Genomic DNA, 20,252 nt, shown 5'->3' with positions numbered 1-20,252 from the left:
TAAAACCAGAGGCCACCAAACCCGAATAGTTGCACTGGTATGAGATGCTTGCGCCCTCAGGGTACTTTGAGTTTTCGCCGCCGCAGGCTCTGCCCCTCCTGTCGACACGAATTCGCCTTTTACTCCAGATGTTTTCCTCAAAAATTCTCGCCACTCCACTGGCGGTCTTGCTGCTGACGAGTGCCGCGCAAGCCCAAACCAAAACCGAAGCCAGCGTCGAGCCCGCGCCGGCAGCCAGCGCAGCCAAGCCATCAACACCGACCAAGGCCGAGCCGAAAGCAGCTCAACTTGAGCGCGTCGAAGTCAGCGGTAACGCCAGCGATGACGCCGCCAGACGAGCCTCCAGTGCATCCAAGATCATCATCGGCCGCGACGAGATCGAGCGTTTTGGTGACGCCACCGTCGGCGAGGTGCTCAAGCGCCTGCCCGGCGTGACGACGGGCGGGCGCCCCGGGCGCGGCGGCGACATCCGCATGCGCGGCATGGGCAATGGCTACACGCAAATTCTCGTCAACGGCGAGCGCATGTCGCCGGGCTTCTCGCTCGATCAGTTGCCGCCCGAACAGGTCGAGCGCATCGAGGTGATGCGCGCACCGACGGCCGAATACGGCGCACGCGCGGTGGCCGGCACTATCAATGTGGTGCTGCGCGAAGCCTTGGCCAAGCGCCTCAATGATCTGCGCCTGGGCCTGGCCTCGGAGCGCGGCCAGTTGCGCCCTAACGCCGGCTGGACCCGCAGCGACAAGCTGGATGAGCATGGCGGCGCCTACAACCTGAGCGTCAATTTGCAACAGGCCGACACACTGGATGACCTGAACACCGTCAACCTCACGCGCGACCTGCACAGCCAAGAAGTCAGCAGCCTGCAAACACAGGCGCAAACCAAGGCACAGCGCCAGGCGGTAAACCTGAGCGCCCGATTGCAATGGCGTTTGGGCGAGGGCGAGACTTTCAATCTGCAGCCCTTTGCGATCGCCTCACGCAATAGCAGCGACAACAACTCGCAACTGACGCACCAGCCCTTGCCGACTGACGGCAGCTATTACTACGACCACTCGCAAAGCCATGGCGACAGCCGCAATGAAATGCTGCGCTTGAACACGCAGTGGCAAAAACAACTCGACGAAAGCAGCAAGATCGATCTGCGCGCCGGCTTGGGGGCCGCGCAGGCCAATGGCAGCAGCACGCTGCGGCAGTATCTGGGCGACGCCCACAAGCAAGTGCGAGAACAGGTCGATCACAACGACAGCCGCGACCGCAGCTGGAGCCTCAACGGCAAATACTCGCACCAATTGGAAAACGAGCACAGTCTGGTCGGCGGCCTGGAAGGTGAAGGCACACAGCGCGAGCAAACCAAGACCTGCCTGCAAGACGGTCTGAGCTGCCGCAGCCAGCTGGAATTCGGCGATGAGCTCTTGGCCAGCACCCAACGAATCGCCGCTTACGCCCAAGACGAATGGAGCGTGGGCAAGCAGTGGTCGTTCTACGTCGGCTTGCGCGGCGAGACGATTGCCACCAAGAGCAGCTCCATCGCCTATGCGGTCAGCAACCGCTCCAGCGTCTGGACACCGCTCTTACATGGCGTTTGGAAGTTTGATGAAAAAAGCCGCGACCAATTGCGCGCCAGCCTGACGCGCAGCTATCGGTCTCCCAATTTGCAAGACCTGATCGCCCAACCGGCCATCAACTCACAATACCCCTGCCCGGCCAATCAGCCTTGTGGCCCCAATACCGTTGACCACGCCGACCGTTCGGGTAACCCGAACCTAAAGCCTGAGTTAGCCACTGGGATTGATGTAGCCTACGAGAACTATCTGAGCAAGGGCGGCATTCTCAGCGCCAGCGCCTTTGTGCGCCGCATCAACGACCTGATGCGCAATGTGACCTCGCTGCAAAACGTCGCCTGGGCGGACGTGCCGCGCTGGGTGTCGCAGCCCATGAATATCGGCCGGGCCACGACCTATGGGCTGGAACTCGAGGCCAAATTCCGCCTTGACGAATTCTTCAGCGAGGCTTGGCCCGTGCAGGTGCGCAGCAATCTAAGCCTGTTCCGCTCTTCGGTGGACGGCATCCCCGGCCCGAACAACAAGCTTGATCAGCAACCCAAAGCCACAGCCAATCTGGGCGCCGACTACCGCCTGCGCAGCCTGCCACTGAGCATGGGCGCCAGCATCAATTGGACGCCCGCCAACACAGTGCAACAAACCCTGATCACCGAGGCCAGCACCAGCCGCAAATTGGTGGCCGATGCGTTCGCCCTGTGGACCGTCAATCAGCAAACCTCCTTGCGACTGTCAGCCAGCAACTTGGCGCCACTGGACTACAGCAATGGCAGCGTTACGCTGACGCCCGACAGCCAAGTGACGAGCAAGTCGAGCGGCGCCAGCTATACCCAATGGGCGTTGCGGCTGGAAATCAAAATCTGATCAATGCTTGCTGCTGCCGAGCAAACGCGCGGGCAAGTGCAAGAGCGTGCGCAGCAAGTCAAACAAGGCGTCCACGCTGATGCCGATCAATCTGAAGGGCAGGCTCAAGAGCCACAACAGCGGCCAAAGCAGCAGCGCCAACAAGGCCAGCGGCCAGCACAGGACCAGCAAAATCAGCCAGAGCAGTAAGTTCATGAGGGCACGCACCGGTTCCTTGGATGGCCCCATCATAGAAACAGCTGCCACCACAGGGAGGCAACTTTGCGACCAAGCGGCGTTTGGGCGGTTCAGGCCGCTAGAGCGGTCACCGCATGCGGCGGCGCCTCAGACTCCGGCAGGCCGATATAGCCCTGCGCAAACGCTTGGGCCGCCAAGCTCAGGGCCAGCAAAATCGACCAGGGCACAGTGCGGCTCGCCTTCTTCATTTCGACTCCTTCCATGGGCAGACGCCGCGATTGTGTGGGCAGCAAAGCCGACTCAGGCCCATCGGTCACCGACTGTTACCGCTGTACACTTGGGCTAACAGTTTTGCTCAGCTGACAAGCGCGAGTAACACTTGAAAAAACGAGGCCCCAAGTAGCCAGGATGCTGTCATGAACGCAATTCCTTTTGTTTTGGCAGGCGCGCAACTCCTGATCCCTTTGGCGTCCGACGCTGCTGAGCCCGGCCAAGCACAGACCCTCAACAGCATTGGCATGCAGTTGGTGCGCATTCCGGCGGGCAACTTCATCATGGGTAGCGAGGAATCTGCCGACAGCTTGGCCAAGGCCTTCCCGCATTTGCCGCGCAAGCGTTTCGAGAACTTGCAGGATGAGGCGCCCGCCCACCCTGTGCGCATCAGCCGTGACTTTTGGTTAGGTGCCCATGAGGTGACGGTGGGCCAGTTTCGACGCTTTGTCGAGGCGAGCGGCTTTGTGCCCGAGTCCATCCAGGATGGCACTGGCGCATATGGCTATCGCAAAGACTACGACCCCAGCCTAACCGTGCGCGGCGACGCCTTCGAGGGTCGAAACCCACGCTACTCCTGGTTGAACCCGGGCTTCGCGCAGACCGACGCGCACCCGGTCGTCAACATCAGCTATGCCGATGCCCAGAGCTTCGCCGCTTGGTTGAGCCGGATTGAGGGCCAACACTATCGTCTGCCGACCGAGGCGGAGTGGGAGTATGCGGCCCGTGCCGGTACGCGCACGCGCTACCACTCCGGCGACGACCCGGCTTCCCTGCTCAAGGTCGCCAATGTGTTCGACGCCGACAGCGCGGTCAATTGGCCCCGCTGGACAGACATGGCCTTGAGCGGCCATGACGGCTACGCCTTCACCGCGCCGGTCGGCAGCTTCGCGCCCAATGCTTGGGGGCTGTTTGACATGCATGGCAATGCCTGGGAATGGGTGTCGGACTGGCATGACGACGACTATTACGCCAAGTCACCCGAAGTCGACCCACAAGGCCCGGCCACCGGGGACGCGCGGGTGCGGCGCGGCGGCTCCTGGCACACCTGGCCGTTTTACGCCCGTGCCAGCTACCGCAACTACAACGAGCCCAGTTCCCGCTACACCTTGCTGGGCTTCAGAGTGGTGCGCGAAATTAGCAGCTCTGGCACACCCTGAACGCCTCGCCAGCCCTAGGCAGAAGTGATCAAGGCCTGACCCTGAGGCGAATCAAGATGGGGCACAGTGTTGAAGGTCAGCATGGCGTGGCGCTTAGGCCCGAAGCTGAATTCACTGACCGCGCTATTGCGGATGCGCAGATTCAGGTCAATGACGGCCTCGCAGGACGCTTGCAAGAGCTGACCGATAGCGCTGGAAATGGGCCCGCCGCTGGACACCAGCAAGACCTGACCCTCGCATTGCTCACGCACCTCGGTCAGCACGGCGGCGATGCCGGCCGAGAACTCGGCGTAACTTGGCATACCCTCGGGCTCGGTCTGGCCCGACATCCAAGCCCGCAGGCCTGCCCGCAGCAGGCGGAAATACTGGCGCGCTGATTCCGCGTCGCGCGGCCTGTCCAACGGCCCGCTGAACACGCTGCGGATCAAGGCCTCACTGTCATATTCGTTCAAACCGGGGCGACGCTGCACTGCCGGCAACTCGGCTTGCCCCAAGCCCTCGGCTATGGCGGCCAGCGACTGCGCATGGCGCTTCATACCGCCGCACAAGACCGCATCAAAGCGCAGGCCGCGGCTGCGCCAATACTCGCCCAATAGGCGGCATTGCTGCTCACCGAGCGGGCTGAGTTGGTCGTAATCGGACGCCCCCAAGGAGGCCTGACCATGGCGGACGAGATAGAGAGTTCCCATGCCTCACATCATGAGGGCAAGAGGGAGGAAGCGCTGTCGCAAGTGCGACCGCCTCCACTGCAAGCACCGCGCACCAAGGTGCGGCGGCACGCACCAAGAAGGCGCGGCCACAGCTACACACCAAGGTCCGTCAAATATCGCTCATCACGATCAACCATTGCCCTTCGCCCATCGTGGCGGCATCCGCCTCGTGCAGCCTGAAACTCAGGCGCTTGCTCAGGCTCCGCTTGCGCGCATTGCTGGGCACATGGGCGGCAGACATGGTGGGGTTGTAGGTGCTGGGGGTTTGCGCCAAGACCGTCAAGTCCTGAGCCGGCGCGCCCGCACGCCGCCGCAGCGCCTCCCGGTGCAGCCACAGCAGCAACTCCGGCGGCAAAAAACCCCTCTCGAAGTGCCCGCCAATAAAGTACTCCGCCATTAAACGGCGCGCCAAAGGGCTGCGCCACAGGCAGCGTCCGTCGGCCTGCGCGACGGTCAAGCAGGCATAGCCAAAAGCATCCAAGGCGGCGCGTGGCGCGTCGATGGCGGGGTCACTGTCTGGGAAGTGGGCATGCACTGCGTTCATAGATGAGCAAGCTATGCAAGCCGCGTGCCAAGGCTTGTGACGCTCGAATTGAAGGTCAGGCACGCTGGCATTTGCTTTTCCCCTTCTTTTCCTGCTATCAACTCTGACCTCAGCGCTGCCGCAGGGCTTAGAGTTCAGGCACCATGACGGGGTCTGCCGATTGATCGTGCAGCGCACTGCCAATGATCGTTGCACAGGCTTTCAAGCGGCCCTTTTATCTCAATCCCCAAAACAACCGCATCCATGGATCGACTGGCCGAGCAGGTGGTGGCATGGCATAACCGCCACCCCCTTGCAAAACGGATCACCATTTACGACGTCCACACGATTGGCGTCGTGGCTTTGCCGTTCATGCGCAACGCGCAAGCCGATGCGGCCGCCCGCGGCCGCGGCGCCAAGGGCAAGGTCGAGCCGGTATTGACCGATGAGATCTCGCCCGAGAGCTTGGCGGCCGCCTGGGATGAGGAAGGCCTGACGATAGCGGTAGACCCCAACGCCGCCCACCTCGACGCGCTCGCTGACCAAGAGCCGCCGCCCAAGCAAGGCCAGCCAGCTTGGCGCGAACGGTTGAGCCGATTCGCTTTTTGGCGCAAGCCAAGCGCTACAGAGGCCAAGTCTTGGCCGGTGTTCAGCGAACGCTTTGTCAGCCATTTGTCGCCCAAACGGATTGCCGCGTTCGCACAAGCGCATGGCTACACCAGCCAACCCGGCGATGCATCCTGGCCGCAGCGCATCATTCCGATCGACGAGACACTGATGGACAGCGACGGGAAAGCCGGTTCAAAAGGTGGCGGCGCTTGGCCCTTCGAGCTCTATGTGATGAGCGCTGCGATAGACGCCGGCCGCTCGCGCAGCCGCATCTTGCTGGGCCGAGGCCGCCAGCCGGCCATCACCGGGCGCCGCTGTTTGAGCCCGCGCCGTTTGGCCTTGGTCGCCTTGCTGCTGCTGGCTTTGCTGGGCGCAGGCGCTGGGCTGCTGCTGCCCAGCGCGAAGAAAGCGGATCCGGCCTTGGGCCCGGACCCCGCTGCTTCGGCTGCGGCAACGTCCGCCTCGGCTGCGGCCTCCCCGCCTGCCCCGCTGCCCGCCCCTCAAGAGGCTTCTGCGCCACCGCAAGCCGCTTCAGAAGCGGCCTCAAGCACTGCGCCGGCAGGCTTGCCACTGACACCGCTGAACGCCACCAGCGTCGATGGCAGCGGGGCCGTGGCCTCAGCAGCGGCATCTGCAGCAGTAACGGGCACTGCTGCCGCACCCCAAGAAGCAGCATCGCCGGAAGAGCCCAGCATGCTGAAACCGGACATCCGGCCGATGTTCGTCAAACCTATTCCGGGCCGCACAGCGCCGCCGCTGGGCGCGCCGCCCAAGCAGGCGCAACTGGCCGAGCCCGATGAGGCCAAAAAAGAAGATAAGAAGCCGGAGGACAAGAAGGCCGCTGCCGACCTGAAAGCCCAGCCCGAGCCGCCTCAAGAGGAGCCGCCAAAACCCAAGGCCAAGTCTGCGCTGGCTCATGTCCACAAGCCCAAACTGAGCTCGGAAGGCAGCGAAACAGCCGCGCAGAATGGTTCGGCAGCGACGCCCGCCGCGACCACGCCAGCTGGCAAAACAGAGACAGCGACGACTGCGCCTCCCAGCGGCAAGGCCATCGCCAAGGCGGCCGCCCTGGCCAACAAACCCGTGGTTGCCCTGGTCGGACCCATCAGCGCCAACAAGGCCGATGCAGAAGCCACCCTGGCTCGCATGCGGGCGATGCTGTCCCCGCAACAAGGCGGGGCCGGCGGTGCGGCCTTGCAGGCGCAGGTGTTTCAAACACCCGAAGGCTGGCGCCCGGCGGTCTGGCCTTTTGCCAGCCGCGAGGAGGCTCAGCTGATCAACGCCACCTTGATCGCGCGCGGCATGCGCACGCGGGCGGTGGACTTCTGATCAACTAACGGTCAAGACCGGTAGTCGGCGTTGATGCTGACGTAATCGTGGCTCAAGTCGCAGGTCCACACGGTGGCCGAGGCCGCGCCGCGATGGAGGCTGACGCGCACCGTGATCTCGGCCTGCTTCATCACGCGGGAGCCGTCTTCTTCGCGGTAGGCTGGGTGACGCCCGCCCGCCTGCACGACCAAGACCTCGTCCAGGTGCATATCGATCAGGGTCTGGTCCAGATCATCGATGCCGGCATAGCCGACCGCCGCCAGAATACGGCCCAGATTCGGGTCGCTGGCGAAAAAGGCCGTCTTGACCAGTGGTGAATGCGCAATGCAATAGGCCGCCTGTTTGCACTCGGCCTCACTGCGCCCGCCCTCGACGACGATGGTGATGAACTTGGTCGCGCCCTCACCATCGCGCACGATGGCTTGCGCCAGCTGCTGCGACAGCTCAATCAGCGCCGCGCGCAAGGCCTGTCCCTCGGCCGAGTCCAGGGACTCGATGCGCGCATGCTTGGCTTGGTGCGTGGCGATCAGTACAAAGGAGTCATTGGTGGAGGTGTCGCCGTCAATCGTGATGCGGTTGAATGAGGCGTCAGCGGCTTCGGTCACCAGCGCCTGCATCAGCGAAGGGTTGATGTTGGCGTCGGTCGCGACATAGCCCAACATGGTGGCCATATTCGGGCGGATCATGCCGGCACCCTTGCTGATGCCGGTGAGTGTGACCGTTTGGCCCTGGATCTGAATCTGGCGCGACGCGGCCTTGGGGATCGTGTCGGTGGTCATGATGCCCAAGGCCGCCTGCCCCCAAGCATCCGCGCTCAAGGCGGCAATGGCCGCAGGCAAGCCGGCAATGATGCGATCGACCGGCAAGGTTTCCATGATCACGCCGGTCGAGAAGGGCAGGATCTGCTCAGACCGCACGCCCATCAAGCCGGCCAGCGCTTCGCAGCTCTGCTGGGCGCGAGCCAGGCCATCGGCACCGGTGCCGGCGTTGGCATTGCCGGTATTGACCAGGATCGCGCGGATGGCATGGCCGGCAGCCAAATGCTGGCGGCAGAGTTGTACCGGTGCTGCGCAAAAGCGGTTACTGGTGAAGACACCGGCGACGCTGCTGCCCTCGACCAACTCGATCACGCTGAGGTCACGCCGGTCAGCCTTGCGTATGCCGGCCATCGTGACACCTAAACGGACGCCGGGCACGGCATGCAAGGAGGCGGGATCGGGTGCGTGGAGATTGACGGGCATGGTGAAAAACTCTATTCAAAAAAATACAAAAAATGACTGCGTCCAGGCTTCAGCGAATCGGTGCCAAATTGCGCACCGCATGAATAGCGCCCTCGCCCATGGCCGCACCAAAGCGCTTGGCCAGCCGTTCGGCGACGTTGTCGCGCGGGGTGTAGTCGATCACCTCTTCGGCCTTGACGACCTCGCGGGCCACATAGTCGAGATTGCCAAAATGGTCGGCCAAGCCCAGCGTGACCGCCTGCTCGCCGTTCCAGAACAGGCCAGAGAAGGTCTCCGGTGTTTCCTTCAAGCGCTTGCCGCGCCCTTCACGCACGACCGCGATGAACTGCTGGTGAATTTGGTCCAGCATCGCCTGCGCAAAGGCTTGTTGCTTAGGGCTGACCGGCGAGAACGGGTCCAGCATGCCCTTGTTGGCGCCGGCCGTCAGCAGGCGACGCTCGACACCGAGCTTGCCCATCAGGTCGGTGAAGCCAAAGCCGTCCATCAAAACACCGATCGAGCCGACCACCGAGGCCTTGTCCACATAGATTTCGTCCGCCGCAGCCGCGATGTAGTAAGCGCCCGACGCGCACATTTCCTCCACCACCGCATAGACCTTTTTGCCATGCTTCACTTTGAGGCGCTTGATCTCGTCATAGACGATGCCGGCCTGAACCGGGCTGCCGCCGGGTGAATTGATGCGCAAGACCACAGCCTGCGAGCCGCTGTCTTCAAACGCGCTCTTCAAGGCGGACAGCAGCAATTCGGCGCTGGCCTCGGTATCGGCTGCGATCTCGCCACGCACCTCAACCAAGGCGGTGTGAGGGGCATTCGGGTTTTGCATATGGTGACGCTGCAAGAACAGCGACCAAACCACCACCGCGATCAGCGCCAGCCAGAGCAGCCTGAAAAACAGCTTCCAGCGCCGCTCGTTGCGCTTGTCCAGCAGGTACTCGCGAGCGAACTGGGCCAGCAAAGGCTCGTAGCTCGCGGCGCTGGGCCGGGGTGATTCAGGGGAGGCTGTTTGTGCCGTGATGCCCGCCTGCGGGTCATGGATGGGCTTGGGCAAATCGTCGGATGAGTTCATTGTTGTAATTGTGAGGTCGTTCGCTGGGTTCAGTCTTCGAAAGCCGGTTTGGTGTCGCGTGAAGGGTACCAATAGACCTGACCTTCACGTTCCTGCACCTCGATTTTCGTCAGCCCTATGCGCCCGCACATGCCCGTCACGCAGCGCCCGGTCAGCGGGTCATAGACCGCACCATGGATGGAGCACATGATGAATTGCTTGTCGCCGTCGAGGAATTCGCCTTCTTGCCAGTCCATCTCGGTCGGCACATGGGCGCAGCGGTTCAAGTAGGCGACCACCTGACCCTCGAAACGCAAGGCAAAGGCGCGCGCCGGTTGGCGGTACTGCAGCACGTCGAAGCTGTGTGCCTTGCCGCGCTCGACCAAGTCGTCAGAAGAGCAAAGCGGCAGCGCGGGTGTGGATTCTTCGGTGGGATTCATATCAGGCATTCTTGATCAGCCAATCGTGCAGTTCACGCACCGAATGCGCCACATGCAAAGGGGCAAACTCGCCAAAGCTGCCATGGTCATGGGCGCCATAAGAAACGCCGACGCTGGCCGTGCCGGCATTGCGGGCCAGTTGCAGGTCGTGCGTCGTGTCGCCAATCATCAAAGTCCGCTCCGGCGCGACAGCAAATTCACGCATCAGCTCGTTCAACATCTGCGGATTGGGCTTGCCGGCGGTCTCGTCGGCCGTGCGCGTGCCGTCGAACAACCCGCGCAAACTGTCCACATCCAGCACCTCGTCCAAGCCGCGCCGGCTTTTGCCGGTCGCCACCGCAAGCCAATGGTGGCGAGCCTTCAAGGCAGCCAACAAGTCCAGCACGCCGTCGAACAGCGTCACCTGATGTTGGGCGGCGAGGTAATGGTGGCGATAGCGCTGGCCCAGCTCGGGGTAGCGGTCCGGGCTCAATTCCGGCACCGCATAGGCCAAGGCTTCCTGCAGCCCCAAACCGATCACATAGCTGGCCTGCGCGTGACTGGGCTGGGCCAAGCCCAGGTCTACAGCGGCGGCCTGGATGCTGCGGGTGATCACGGCGGTCGAGTCGAACAGCGTGCCGTCCCAGTCGAAAACGATCAGGTCAAACTGTTGAGGTCTCATTTTTTCTTCAAGGCCAGAATCAATTGCTCACATTCGAGCGGCAGCGGCGCGGTCAACTCCAGCTCGCCCGTGCCGGCCGGGTGCATGAAGCGCAGGCGCTTGGCGTGCAAAAACATCCGCTCAAAGCGGAGTGCCCCGCGCGCCAAGGCCCGGTTGGCCTCGAAATCGCCATATTTGGGGTCACCGACGATGGCATGGCCGCCATAAGCCAGATGGACTCGAATCTGGTGGGTGCGGCCGGTCTTGATGGTCACGTCCAGCAAGCTGTAACCGTTCAAGCGCTGCGCCACCTTGACCAAGCTGATTGAGCGCTTGGCTTGGTCTGCGGACGGATCGTTCGGATTGGGCAGCGCCCTGACCCAGCGCTCGCCGTCACTGCCGATGAACTTCAGCAAGGGCACGTCGATGACTTTTTTATTGTCGGCCCAGTCGCCTGCCACCAGAGCCGCGTAGGTCTTGCCGGTCTCGCGCTCGCGGAACTGTTCCTGCAAGGCGACCAAGGCGCTGCGCTTCTTGGCGATCAAGAGCAGGCCCGAGGTTTCCTTGTCCAGCCGGTGCACCAATTCCAGGAACTTGGCCAACGGCCGAGCTTGGCGCAGCTGCTCGATGACGCCAAAGCTGACGCCGGAGCCACCATGTACGGCCACGCCGGCCGGTTTGTTGATGGCGAGCAGGTGTTCGTCCTCAAACACGACCTCGAATTCGCGCGCCGGCACATAGTCGGGCCGCTCCAACACGCGCTCGGGCAGGCGCACCGGCGGCACGCGCACCTCGTCGCCCAGTTCCAGCCGGGTGTCGGCGTGCGCCCTGCCCTTGTTGACGCGCACCTCGCCAGCCCGGATGACGCGGTAGATATGCGTCTTGGGCACGCCTTTGAGCTCGCGCAATAGAAAGTTGTCGAGGCGCTGGCCGGCGGAGTTTTCATCCACTGTGACGCGGCGCACGGCCGGCGCCACTGCAGGGGAAGGCGCGGCGACCACCTGTGCGGGCGCCGGCGCCACCGGGCGTGCTGCCGGCCTGGGCACAGTTGGCACTCGCTCACTTCGCACCTGGCCTCGTGCAGGGCTGTTAGTCCCGCGCGCAGGCAGCCCGCTGCCGGGCCGCGCAGCCGCTTTTCTGCGGGTTTGTGTGGCGGCCGGCGCTTTGGCTTTAGCCCTTATAATGTTGCTCACCACGTTATAGCCGTAAGTATTTGATTTATCTGATTTTACCTGGGCCATGGCCACAGGCAGTTTTGCTGAAATCAAAGCTGAAACCTAGATAGATCAGTGGCGAACAGGTGGCATACAAAGCGCTAAAGTCGCGCCTCGTATGGAACAAATAGGTGATGCAACGCGCATCGGCTGTAAGCGGGCCTTGTCCCCATGTGACAAGGCGGCTTCGGGTGTAGCGCGGCAGAGCAATAAAGATAGAGCCACGCTGATGCGACTTGCAGTTCGAATAAGAACAAGAGCCGCCTCGGTATAGACAAGGTTTTTTAAAGACATGAGGCAGTTCGGGTCAAGAGCCTAAGCGCCTCGGTTTAGCGTCCAACAGTCCTCGCGGATGATCGCCAATCCCCTCACCCCCCACCGCTCATCTCGAACACAGCCCCGGCCCAGCGCCGGCGAGGCTGTTGGGATTGGCCGTGGCCGGGCCGCGCAGCACCACCGGGCCTCGGCCCGGGCTGCGCGTTCATGGGACGGGCCATCCGCGCCGCCTGCTGCGTCGCACGCGCCAACGCTGAATTGCTGATCGCACGCCGAACCCGGTAGCGTCTCAATTCAGTCCAGGGCGATTCCTTCCTCGGTTCATCGACTATTGCTCGTGCATCAATGTGTTGCCGTAGCGGCCGCCTGAGCGGGGCTGCTGCTGCAACGTGTTGTAGCGCGTTCGCGGGCTTGATGCCCCGGGCGCAACAGGAGTAAGACATGAAACGCATGTTGATCAACGCGACGCAGGCTGAAGAACGTCGCTTGGCCATTGTTGATGGCCAAAAGCTGATGGACTTCGAGACCGAAATCGAAGGCCGTGAGCAGCGCAAGGGCAATATCTACAAAGCCGTTGTGACCCGCGTCGAGCCCTCGCTCGAAGCTTGCTTTGTCGACTACGGCGAAGACCGCCACGGTTTCCTTCCCTTCAAGGAAATCGCTCGCCAATACTTCCGCGAAGGCGTGGACGTGCGCACCGCACGCATCCAGGACTGCATCCGCGAAGGCCAGGAACTGCTGGTTCAGGTCGAAAAAGAAGAGCGCGGCAACAAGGGCGCGGCTCTGACGACTTTTGTCTCGCTGGCAGGCCGGTATCTGGTTTTGATGCCTAACAACCCACGCGGCGGTGGCGTGAGCCGTCGCATCGAAGGCGAAGACCGCGAAGAGCTGAAAGAAAACCTCGACCAGCTCGAGTACCCGAAAGGCATGTCGCTGATCGCCCGCACCGCCGGCATTGGCCGCTCAGCCGCCGAGCTGCAGTGGGACTTGAACTACATGCTCAAGCTCTGGACCGCCATCGACGATGCGGCCAAGGGTGGCAAGGGTGCCTACCTGATTTATCAGGAATCCTCGCTTGTGATCCGCGCGATCCGCGACTACTTCACCGCCGATGTCGGTGAAATCCTGATCGATACCGATGACCTGTTCGAACAGGCGCATCAGTTCATGAACCACGTGATGCCCGATCAGGGCCACCGCGTGAAGCGCTACCGTGATGACGCGCCGCTGTTCAGCCGTTTCCAGATCGAGCATCAGATCGAAACAGCGTTCAGCCGTACCGTCAACCTGCCTTCCGGCGGCGCGATCGTGATTGACCACACCGAGGCGCTGGTTTCGGTCGACGTCAACTCGGCCCGCTCGACGCGCGGCAGCGACATCGAAGAAACCGCCACCCGCACCAATCTGGAAGCGGCCGACGAAATCGCCCGCCAGATGCGCTTGCGTGACCTGGGCGGCCTGATCGTGGTCGACTTCATCGACATGGAAGAGTCGAAGAACCGCCGCGAGGTCGAGCAACGCCTGCGCGACGCGCTGCGCCCCGACCGCGCCCGCGTGCAGTTCGCTTCGATCAGCAAGTTCGGCCTGCTGGAAATGAGCCGCCAGCGCCTGCGCCCAAGCCTGAGCGACGGCAACCACATCACCTGCCCACGCTGCAACGGCACCGGCCACATCCGCGACACCGAATCCAGCGCGCTGCAAATCCTGCGCATGGTGCAAGAAGAGTCGATGAAGGACAACACGGCGGCCGTGCATGTGCAGGTGCCGGTCGAAGTGACCAGCTTCTTGCTCAACGAGAAGCGCACCGAAATCACCAAGATCGAACTCAAGCAGCGCGTCACCGTGCTGCTGGTGCCGAACAAGCACCTCGACACGCCTAACTACAAGCTCGAGCGCCTGCGCCACGACGACCCGCGTCTGGAGAACTTGCAGGCCAGCTACACCATGATCGAAGAGCCGCAGGATGAGGTGGGCATTACCCGCCGCAACGATGCGGACAAGATCAAGAACAAGCAAGAGCCTGTCATCAAGGGCGTCTTGCCCGAGATGCCGCCTCCGACGCCGGTGGCACCGGTTGCCAAGGCCGCTGCGCCGGTCGCAGCGCCTGCGGCGGCGCCAGCCGAAGCCAGCGGTGGTTTCTTTGGCTGGATCAAGAGCCTGTTCGGCGTCAGCAGCCCAGCTCCGGTGGAAGCGCCGGCTGCACCGGCCAAGTCAGCCGCCGGCGGCGAGCGCAAGCGTGAAGGTGGACGCGATGGTGGCCGAGAAGGTGGTCGCGACGGCGGCCGCGGTGGCCGTGGTCGCAACGGCGAGCGTGGTGGCGAGCGCAGCGGTTCAGACCGTGGCGAGCGCAATGCCAAGCGCGACGGCGCCCGCAGCGAACGTCCGCAAGAAGCCCGTCCGGAGGGACAGAGCCAAGCTCAGGGTCAGCGCCCCGAGCGCAGTGAACGTGGTGAGCGTGGTGAGCGTGGCAGCAATCGTCGCCCAGACCGGGCCGACAAGCCGGCCGAAGGCGGCAATGAGGTTCGCGCCGAGCGTGGTGAACGCAGCGAACGTCCAGACCGTAGCGAGCGCCCAGAAGGCGGACGCCGCCCACGCGGCGAACGCACCGAGCGCAATGAGGAAGGCCGGAATGCCGCGCCTCTGGCCGCCACAGGCGCTGCAGCCAATGTCGCCAGCTCAGCAACACTGAGTGACTATGACGCGGCGGCCTTGGATCAAAGCCAGGCCGAGATCAATAACGCTGCCATCGCCGAGGCCACAGGCCAGAGCGAAGACCGTGGCGCCCGTGGTGGTCGCCGTCGTCGGCGCGGTGGTCGCGACCGTGAAGACGGTCGGCCAACAGAAGCCGGCGAAGCGCGTGAGAACAGCGAAGGCAACGCGGCACAAGCCGCTGGCGCCGACGCCGAAGCCGAAGCCAGCAGCGAGACCGCTCAAGGCAGCGAAAGCGAAGGCAATACCGACGGCCAGGCCAATGACGGCCGCCGCCGCCGTGGTGGACGCGACCGCGTGCGCCGTGAGCGCCGCGACGATGCACCGGCCGCCGAAGTTGGCGCCGATGCGACCGCAGTGGTCGCTGTGGTCGCTGAGGCCGCCAAGTTCGAGGCCGGCGCAGCCGAAGCAGTCGTAGAGGCTGTGGTCGCTGCGGCGCCTGCAGCAGCTGCCGAAATCGCAGCTGCTACTCCTGCTGCACCTGCAGTTGCTCCGCCTGCTGTTGTGGCGGCGCCGACTCCAGAGCCAGCGCCTGCCGTCGCAGCCGTAGCAGCTGTCGCAGCGCCGTTCGTGCTGGAAATCGACGCCTTGCAGGCTGTCGCTCAGTCCAGCGGCTTGCAGTGGGTCAACTCGGATGCAGAAAAGATCCGTGCCGCCCAGGAAGCCATCGCTGCCGAGGTAAAGCCGGTCCATGTGCCGCGCGAACGCGCTGCCGTCGTCAGCATCGAAGAAGGCCCGCTGGTCTTGGTCGAGACCAAGAAGGATCTGGCTCAGATCAAGCTGCCGTTCGAGCATTGATGCGGGTCGCTGCCTAACTCGCAGCACTTAACAGAAACGCCGCCGGGGTGAAAACCTCGGTGGCGTTTTCTTTTGCCCAAACCCTTTTCTACGTGTATTATTGAATCAATACACCAATGCACATATCGATCCCGTAACCGCCCATGCACTTCGACATCAAACCCAGCGACACCTTGCCGATCTACCGGCAGATCGTCGAGCAGGTGCAGCGCATGATCGCCGGCGGCGCCTGCCGGCCCGGCGACGAGCTGCCCAGCGTACGCGCGCTGGCGCAAGCCCACGCGATCAATCCGATGACGGTCAGCAAGGCCTATAGCCTGCTTGAGGCGGAGGGCCTGCTGGAGCGCCGGCGCGGCGTCGGCATGCTGGTCGCGGCCCAAGTGAGGCCCAAGCGTGACCGCGCGCAATGCCTGAGTTTGCTCAAGCCGGCGACCGAAGCGGCCGCCGCGCAGGCGCTGCAGTTGGGCGTCGACGCCGATGCGGCGATCGCCCTGCTGCGTCAATGTTTTGCTGAAATTCAATCAAGGAAGCCGGAATGAATTCGAGACCTGATAGCGCCCATATCACACCGATCAGCGCCGCCGGCCTGCATCTAAGCCTGGGCGCCAATACGGTGCTGCGCGGCCTCGATCTAGCCGTGCCGGCCGGCGCGGTGGTCGCCCTCTTGGGCCGCAACGGCGCAGGCAAAAGCACCTTGATCCGCTGCCTGGTGGGCCTGAGCGTGCCCGATGTCGGCGCCTGCAGTCTGGCCGGTTGCCCGTCCATGGCCTTGAGCGAGGCGGTGCGCCAGGGCCTGGGCTATGTGTCGCAAACGCCGGATCTGCTGGACTGGCTGAACGGCTATGAGCATCTAGAGCAACTCGGCGGCCTCTATGCCGGCTGGGACAACAGCCATGCCCTATGCCTGGCCGCCCTGCTGCAATTGCCCTTGGGCGTCAAGGCCAAGAACTTGTCGCTTGGCGACCAGCAAAAACTCAGTCTGGTGCTGGCGCTGGGCCACCGGCCCGAGCTGCTGATCCTGGATGAGCCCGCCGCCAGCCTGGACCCAATCGCCCGGCGCGCCTTCATGAACGCCTTGTTCGACGATCCGGCCGGCGCCGCGCCGCGCACGGTGCTGATCTCCAGCCACTTGCTGGCCGATGTGGAACGGCTGGCCAGCCATCTCGCCTTCATGCGCGACGGCCGCATCCAGCTGTTCGGCGAGCGCGATGCGCTGAGCGAGCATCTGCGATTGCTTGAATGCGCGCCCGCGCAAGTCAGCGCCGAGCTGAGCGCGCAGGCGCTGCACCAACGCTGGACCGACGGGCGCCTGCATCTGCTGCTGGATGGGCGCGTCTCGGCGCAAGCCGAACAGGGCCGGCCGCTGAGTTTGGACGAGTTGTTTTTGGAGCTCAACCAATGAGCCCCTGGCGAGTCGCAAAGCCCCCGGCCCTGCTTGCCACCCCACCGCTGGGGCAGGTCTGGTTGATGATCGAGCTCCTCTGCCTCGCACTCAGCGGCATGGTCATCAGCCAGACCATCGGCGACGCGCAGCGCCATCCGGCCAACTACGCTGCCGGCCAACATCGCGGCCTGCTTTTGATGATGGCGCTGCTGAGCCTGGCGCTGGTGCCGGCCTTTTTGTCGCGCTTGCCGACGCTGGAACGCGTGTTGCGCCAACGCATCGCGCCCGACGACAGCTTTGAGCGCTGCTTGCGGCAAGCCCTGCGGCGGCTGCTGACGGGCTGGCTGCTGCTAAGCCTGCCCTTGGCGATTGAAGCGGCACTGCTGACCGATCTGAGCGCGCCCACCCTGTTGGCCGGGCCGGCCTGGCTCGCGTTGACCTTGCTGTGCAGCCTCTGGACTTTCGCCGCCTGGCATGGCTGGATCGCAGCCGGCTGGCTGATGCCGCTGGCCCCGCTGGCCCCGCTGCTGGTGCTGAGCCTGTTCGGCCAAGCCAGCCAATGGCAGGCCTGGCGTGAGCTGGGCTGGGGTGCCCATCTGGCCGGCTGCCTGCTGCTGCCCTTGAGCCTGTGGCGCTTGAAATGTCAGTTAGCACAGAGCCACAAACACACCAGGTCGCCGGCCCAGCGGCTCGGCGCTTGGTTAAGCCAAACGCTGCGGCGCGGGCGCCAGCTGGACGGGGCAAGCAGCTACTGGTTGATGCTGTTGGTGCTGATGATGACAACCATGACCCCATTGCTGGCCGGGTCCGGCGCGGGCAACTTGCTGCTGGCTGACTGGGGCCAGCCTTTGGGCTTTGCACATCTTGCCCGCTTGCTCTTCATGACCGCGTGGCTGTCTAGCTCACTGCGCTCGCGTGATCTGCATTGGCGCCGGCTGCTGGCCCCGCCGGGCCACTTCCGCAGCGGGCTGGCCCTACGTCTGGCGGCGGACAACTGGCTGCCCATAGTCGTCCCGGTGATGCTGTTGTCGCTGCTGGGCGTGGCCGGCCAGGTGCTGATCTTCAAACGCAGCCTGGACTCGGCCTTGTTCAGCAACCTGACGCTCGCGCTACCCTGGTTGTGCGACCTCAGCCTGGCACTGATGCTGGCCTTGCTGCTGCGGGGCAGATTGACGCAGGGCTGGATCGCCGGCGGCCTGTTCGGAGTGGCCTTCGGCCTGGGCGGCTTGCTGTGGGTTTTGCTGGGTGCCTCGTTTTGGCAAGGCTCGACAGGCTGGCTAAGCCGGGGCTGGGTCAGCTCGCTGCTGGAACTGGCCGTCGCCGCCTTGCTGCTGCGCTGGGCCCAGGCGGTCTGGGCCCGCAAGGATCTGCATGAATTGATGAGATCCTCCCAAACCCGCCGGAAGACGGGCTGGGAAGACTACTGACGTGCCCTTACTTCATCAACAGATGCGGCAGCCACAGCGAGATGGCCGGCACATAGGTGACCACGCCGAGGAAGATCAGCATCGTCAACAGCCATGGCCACACCGCCACCGTCAGCTCCGAGATGCCCATCTTGGTGATGCCCGAGGCCACATACAGGTTCAGCCCCACCGGCGGATGGCACATGCCGACCTCCATATTGACGATGATCAGGATACCGAAGTGCACCGGGTCAATACCTAACTTGATGGCCACCGGGAACAAGATAGGCGCCAGGATCAGGATGATCGAGCTGGGCTCCATCACATTGCCGGCCAAGAGCAGCAAGATATTGACGACCAGCAAGAAGGCAACCGGACCAAAGCCCTGGCCGATCAACCAGTCGGCCATCGCCTGCGGGATGTTTTCGCTGGTCATCAAGAAGCTGAACAGCACTGCATTGGTGATGATGTAGAGCAGCATCGCGCTCATGCTGGCCGAGTCGAGCAAGACCTTGGCAACACGCTTGAGCGGCAAGTCCTTGTAGATGAACACGGCCACGATGAAGGCATAGACCGCCGCCATCGCCGCCGCTTCGGTCGGCGTGAAGATGCCGCTGTAGATGCCGCCCATCACGACGACGATCAGCAGCAGGCCCCAGACGCTTTCACGGAAGGCCGCCCAGCGCTCACCCCAAGTTGCTTTGTCCAAGCGCGGGTAATTGTTCTTGCGCGCGATGAACCAGGTCGTCGCACCCAAGGCCGTGGCCAGCATCAGGCCCGGCACCACACCGGCGATGAACATCGCGCCCACCGAGGTGCTGGTTGAGACCGAATACATCACCATCGCGATCGAGGGCGGAATCAAGATACCCAGCGAACCCGAAGTGGTGATGATGCCGGCGCCAAAGCGCTTGGGGAAGCCCTGCTTGACCATGGCCGGCAGAATCACCGAGCCGATCGCGACCACGGTGGCAGGTGATGAGCCCGACACCGCCGCGAACAGCGCGCAGGCCGCCACACCAGCAAGACCAAGCCCGCCATGCCAATGGCCGATCATGGACGAGGCGAAGCGGATCATCCGCCGCGCCACGCCGCCGTGGGTGAGGAAGTTGCCGGCCAGGATGAAGAACGGGATCGCCATGATCTCGAACTTCTCGATGCCGGTGAACAGCTTCAAGGCGACCGACTGGATCGGCACATCGGTGAGTGTGAACAAAAAGGTCAGCACCGTCAGGCCGAGCGAAATGCTGATCGGCATGCCGGTCAGCATCAGCACGATCAAGAGGACAAAGATGATGGCGGCGTTCATGCTTTTGCACCCACTTCTGTTTCGGTATCGGCTTCCAGACCTTCAACGTGGCCGTGGTCATGGTGCGGCAATTCACCTGTTTTGCTATAGCTCCAGGCCACTTGCAAGAAGCGATAGCACATCAGCGATGAGCCCAGCGGCACACACAGATACACCCACCACATCGGGATCTCCAGATCGGCGGAGGTCTGATCGGTCTGCGCGATATGCCAGACAAAATTGCCGCCCAACGCCGCCACCGTGCCGGTGAACAAGGCGCCGGCCAGCAAGCCGAACAAGACCAGATATTGCTGCGGCTTGCCGCTCAACTTGCGCAGCACCACGTCCACGCCTACGTGGATGCCGGTGCGCACCCCGTAAGCGGCGCCGAACTTGGCCATCCACACAAACATGAAGATGCAGAGCTCTTGCGCCCAGCTGAGGTTGATCTGCACCGTGTAGTCCTGGATCACCGGGATACCGGAGACATAACGGTGTACGACGGCGACAAAGATGACCAAAGTGGCCGCGCCGATGAGGAAGGCAATCAGCCACTCCTCCAAATGATTGAGCAGGCGATTGATCATCGTTGCATGCCTCTTGTTCT

Annotated in this window: 18 protein-coding genes; 7 read left to right on the top strand and 11 right to left on the bottom strand. The window is 63.3% G+C overall.

Annotation, left to right across the window (positions count from 1 at the left end; all coding sequences use genetic code 11):
- Window positions 1-128: 128 nt before the first annotated feature.
- Window positions 129-2,426, top strand: coding sequence for a TonB-dependent receptor plug domain-containing protein (locus LNV08_RS00245; RefSeq protein WP_263531655.1), 2,298 nt, complete (start codon window positions 129-131; stop codon window positions 2,424-2,426).
- Here LNV08_RS00245 and LNV08_RS00240 read toward each other — a convergent pair whose 3' ends face one another.
- Both LNV08_RS00240 and LNV08_RS00235 read right to left on the bottom strand, forming a co-directional pair.
- Window positions 2,427-2,621, bottom strand: coding sequence for a hypothetical protein (locus tag LNV08_RS00240; RefSeq protein ID WP_263531654.1), 195 nt, complete (start codon window positions 2,619-2,621; stop codon window positions 2,427-2,429).
- Window positions 2,622-2,713: 92 nt separating this feature from the next.
- Entirely contained in the window at window positions 2,714-2,851 is a 138-nt protein-coding gene (locus LNV08_RS00235) for a hypothetical protein (protein ID WP_263531653.1), read from the bottom strand.
- Between the two features lie 168 nt (window positions 2,852-3,019).
- Here LNV08_RS00235 and LNV08_RS00230 point away from each other — a divergent pair, with 168 nt between their 5' ends.
- A complete protein-coding gene (locus tag LNV08_RS00230; protein ID WP_263531652.1) occupies window positions 3,020-4,033 on the top strand; it encodes a formylglycine-generating enzyme family protein in 1,014 nt (337 codons plus the stop codon).
- A 14-nt stretch (window positions 4,034-4,047) separates the two neighbouring features.
- Here the strand turns inward: LNV08_RS00230 and LNV08_RS00225 are convergent, their stop codons facing one another.
- Window positions 4,048-4,722 carry a histidine phosphatase family protein gene (locus tag LNV08_RS00225; RefSeq protein WP_263531651.1) on the bottom strand — a complete coding sequence of 225 codons (675 nt, stop codon included), beginning with the start codon at window positions 4,720-4,722 and terminating at the stop codon, window positions 4,048-4,050.
- Window positions 4,723-4,852: 130 nt separating this feature from the next.
- On the bottom strand, window positions 4,853-5,287 hold the full coding sequence (locus LNV08_RS00220) for a hypothetical protein (RefSeq protein ID WP_263531650.1): 435 nt from the start codon (window positions 5,285-5,287) through the stop codon (window positions 4,853-4,855).
- 243 nt (window positions 5,288-5,530) lie between these two features.
- On the opposite strand from LNV08_RS00220, the gene LNV08_RS00215 reads away from it, so the two are divergent.
- On the top strand, window positions 5,531-7,204 hold the full coding sequence (locus LNV08_RS00215; protein WP_263531649.1) for a hypothetical protein: 1,674 nt from the start codon (window positions 5,531-5,533) through the stop codon (window positions 7,202-7,204).
- 11 nt (window positions 7,205-7,215) lie between these two features.
- Here LNV08_RS00215 and argJ read toward each other — a convergent pair whose 3' ends face one another.
- The 5 genes from argJ to LNV08_RS00190 are packed head-to-tail and all read right to left on the bottom strand — an operon-like array spanning window position 7,216 to window position 11,535.
- Window positions 7,216-8,445 carry a bifunctional glutamate N-acetyltransferase/amino-acid acetyltransferase ArgJ gene (gene argJ, locus LNV08_RS00210; RefSeq protein ID WP_263531648.1) on the bottom strand — a complete coding sequence of 410 codons (1,230 nt, stop codon included), beginning with the start codon at window positions 8,443-8,445 and terminating at the stop codon, window positions 7,216-7,218.
- Between the two features lie 49 nt (window positions 8,446-8,494).
- On the bottom strand, window positions 8,495-9,511 hold the full coding sequence (locus LNV08_RS00205; RefSeq protein WP_263531647.1) for a S49 family peptidase: 1,017 nt from the start codon (window positions 9,509-9,511) through the stop codon (window positions 8,495-8,497).
- Between the two features lie 29 nt (window positions 9,512-9,540).
- A complete protein-coding gene (locus LNV08_RS00200) occupies window positions 9,541-9,939 on the bottom strand; it encodes a Rieske (2Fe-2S) protein (RefSeq protein ID WP_409993966.1) in 399 nt (132 codons plus the stop codon).
- Complete coding sequence (locus LNV08_RS00195; protein ID WP_263531645.1) at window positions 9,932-10,591, bottom strand: HAD-IA family hydrolase; 660 nt, start codon at window positions 10,589-10,591, stop codon at window positions 9,932-9,934. The genes LNV08_RS00200 and LNV08_RS00195 overlap by 8 nt, the downstream gene beginning before the upstream one ends.
- Window positions 10,588-11,535, bottom strand: a complete 948-nt coding sequence (locus tag LNV08_RS00190; protein WP_318014093.1) for an RluA family pseudouridine synthase — start codon at window positions 11,533-11,535, stop codon at window positions 10,588-10,590. The genes LNV08_RS00195 and LNV08_RS00190 overlap by 4 nt, the downstream gene beginning before the upstream one ends.
- 966 nt (window positions 11,536-12,501) lie before the next feature.
- Between LNV08_RS00190 and LNV08_RS00185 the strand changes: the two genes are divergently transcribed.
- From LNV08_RS00185 to LNV08_RS00170, 4 genes are all read left to right on the top strand, one after another.
- Window positions 12,502-15,567 (top strand): Rne/Rng family ribonuclease, encoded by a 3,066-nt coding sequence (locus LNV08_RS00185; RefSeq protein WP_263531644.1) that lies wholly within the window; start codon window positions 12,502-12,504, stop codon window positions 15,565-15,567.
- Window positions 15,568-15,710: 143 nt separating this feature from the next.
- The gene (locus LNV08_RS00180) at window positions 15,711-16,106 is read left to right on the top strand and encodes a GntR family transcriptional regulator (RefSeq protein ID WP_263531643.1); all 396 of its coding nucleotides are present in this window, start codon (window positions 15,711-15,713) and stop codon (window positions 16,104-16,106) included.
- Window positions 16,103-16,969 (top strand): ABC transporter ATP-binding protein, encoded by an 867-nt coding sequence (locus tag LNV08_RS00175; RefSeq protein ID WP_263531642.1) that lies wholly within the window; start codon window positions 16,103-16,105, stop codon window positions 16,967-16,969. The genes LNV08_RS00180 and LNV08_RS00175 overlap by 4 nt, the downstream gene beginning before the upstream one ends.
- A complete protein-coding gene (locus tag LNV08_RS00170; protein WP_263531641.1) occupies window positions 16,966-18,378 on the top strand; it encodes a hypothetical protein in 1,413 nt (470 codons plus the stop codon). The genes LNV08_RS00175 and LNV08_RS00170 overlap by 4 nt, the downstream gene beginning before the upstream one ends.
- 7 nt (window positions 18,379-18,385) lie before the next feature.
- Here the strand turns inward: LNV08_RS00170 and LNV08_RS00165 are convergent, their stop codons facing one another.
- Both LNV08_RS00165 and LNV08_RS00160 read right to left on the bottom strand, forming a co-directional pair.
- Window positions 18,386-19,666: a TRAP transporter large permease gene (locus LNV08_RS00165; protein WP_263531640.1), complete on the bottom strand. Its 1,281-nt coding sequence runs from the start codon at window positions 19,664-19,666 to the stop codon at window positions 18,386-18,388.
- Window positions 19,663-20,232 carry a TRAP transporter small permease gene (locus tag LNV08_RS00160; RefSeq protein WP_263531639.1) on the bottom strand — a complete coding sequence of 190 codons (570 nt, stop codon included), beginning with the start codon at window positions 20,230-20,232 and terminating at the stop codon, window positions 19,663-19,665. Before LNV08_RS00160 ends, LNV08_RS00165 begins: the two co-directional genes overlap by 4 nt.
- Window positions 20,233-20,252 lie beyond the last annotated feature (20 nt).

The sequence above is a fragment of the Paucibacter sp. TC2R-5 genome, from assembly GCF_025717605.1.
Classification (GTDB): domain Bacteria; phylum Pseudomonadota; class Gammaproteobacteria; order Burkholderiales; family Burkholderiaceae_C; genus Paucibacter_A; species Paucibacter_A albus.
Note: the sequence above shows the minus strand (reverse complement) of the source record. Positions and strands in the feature narration are given on the sequence as shown.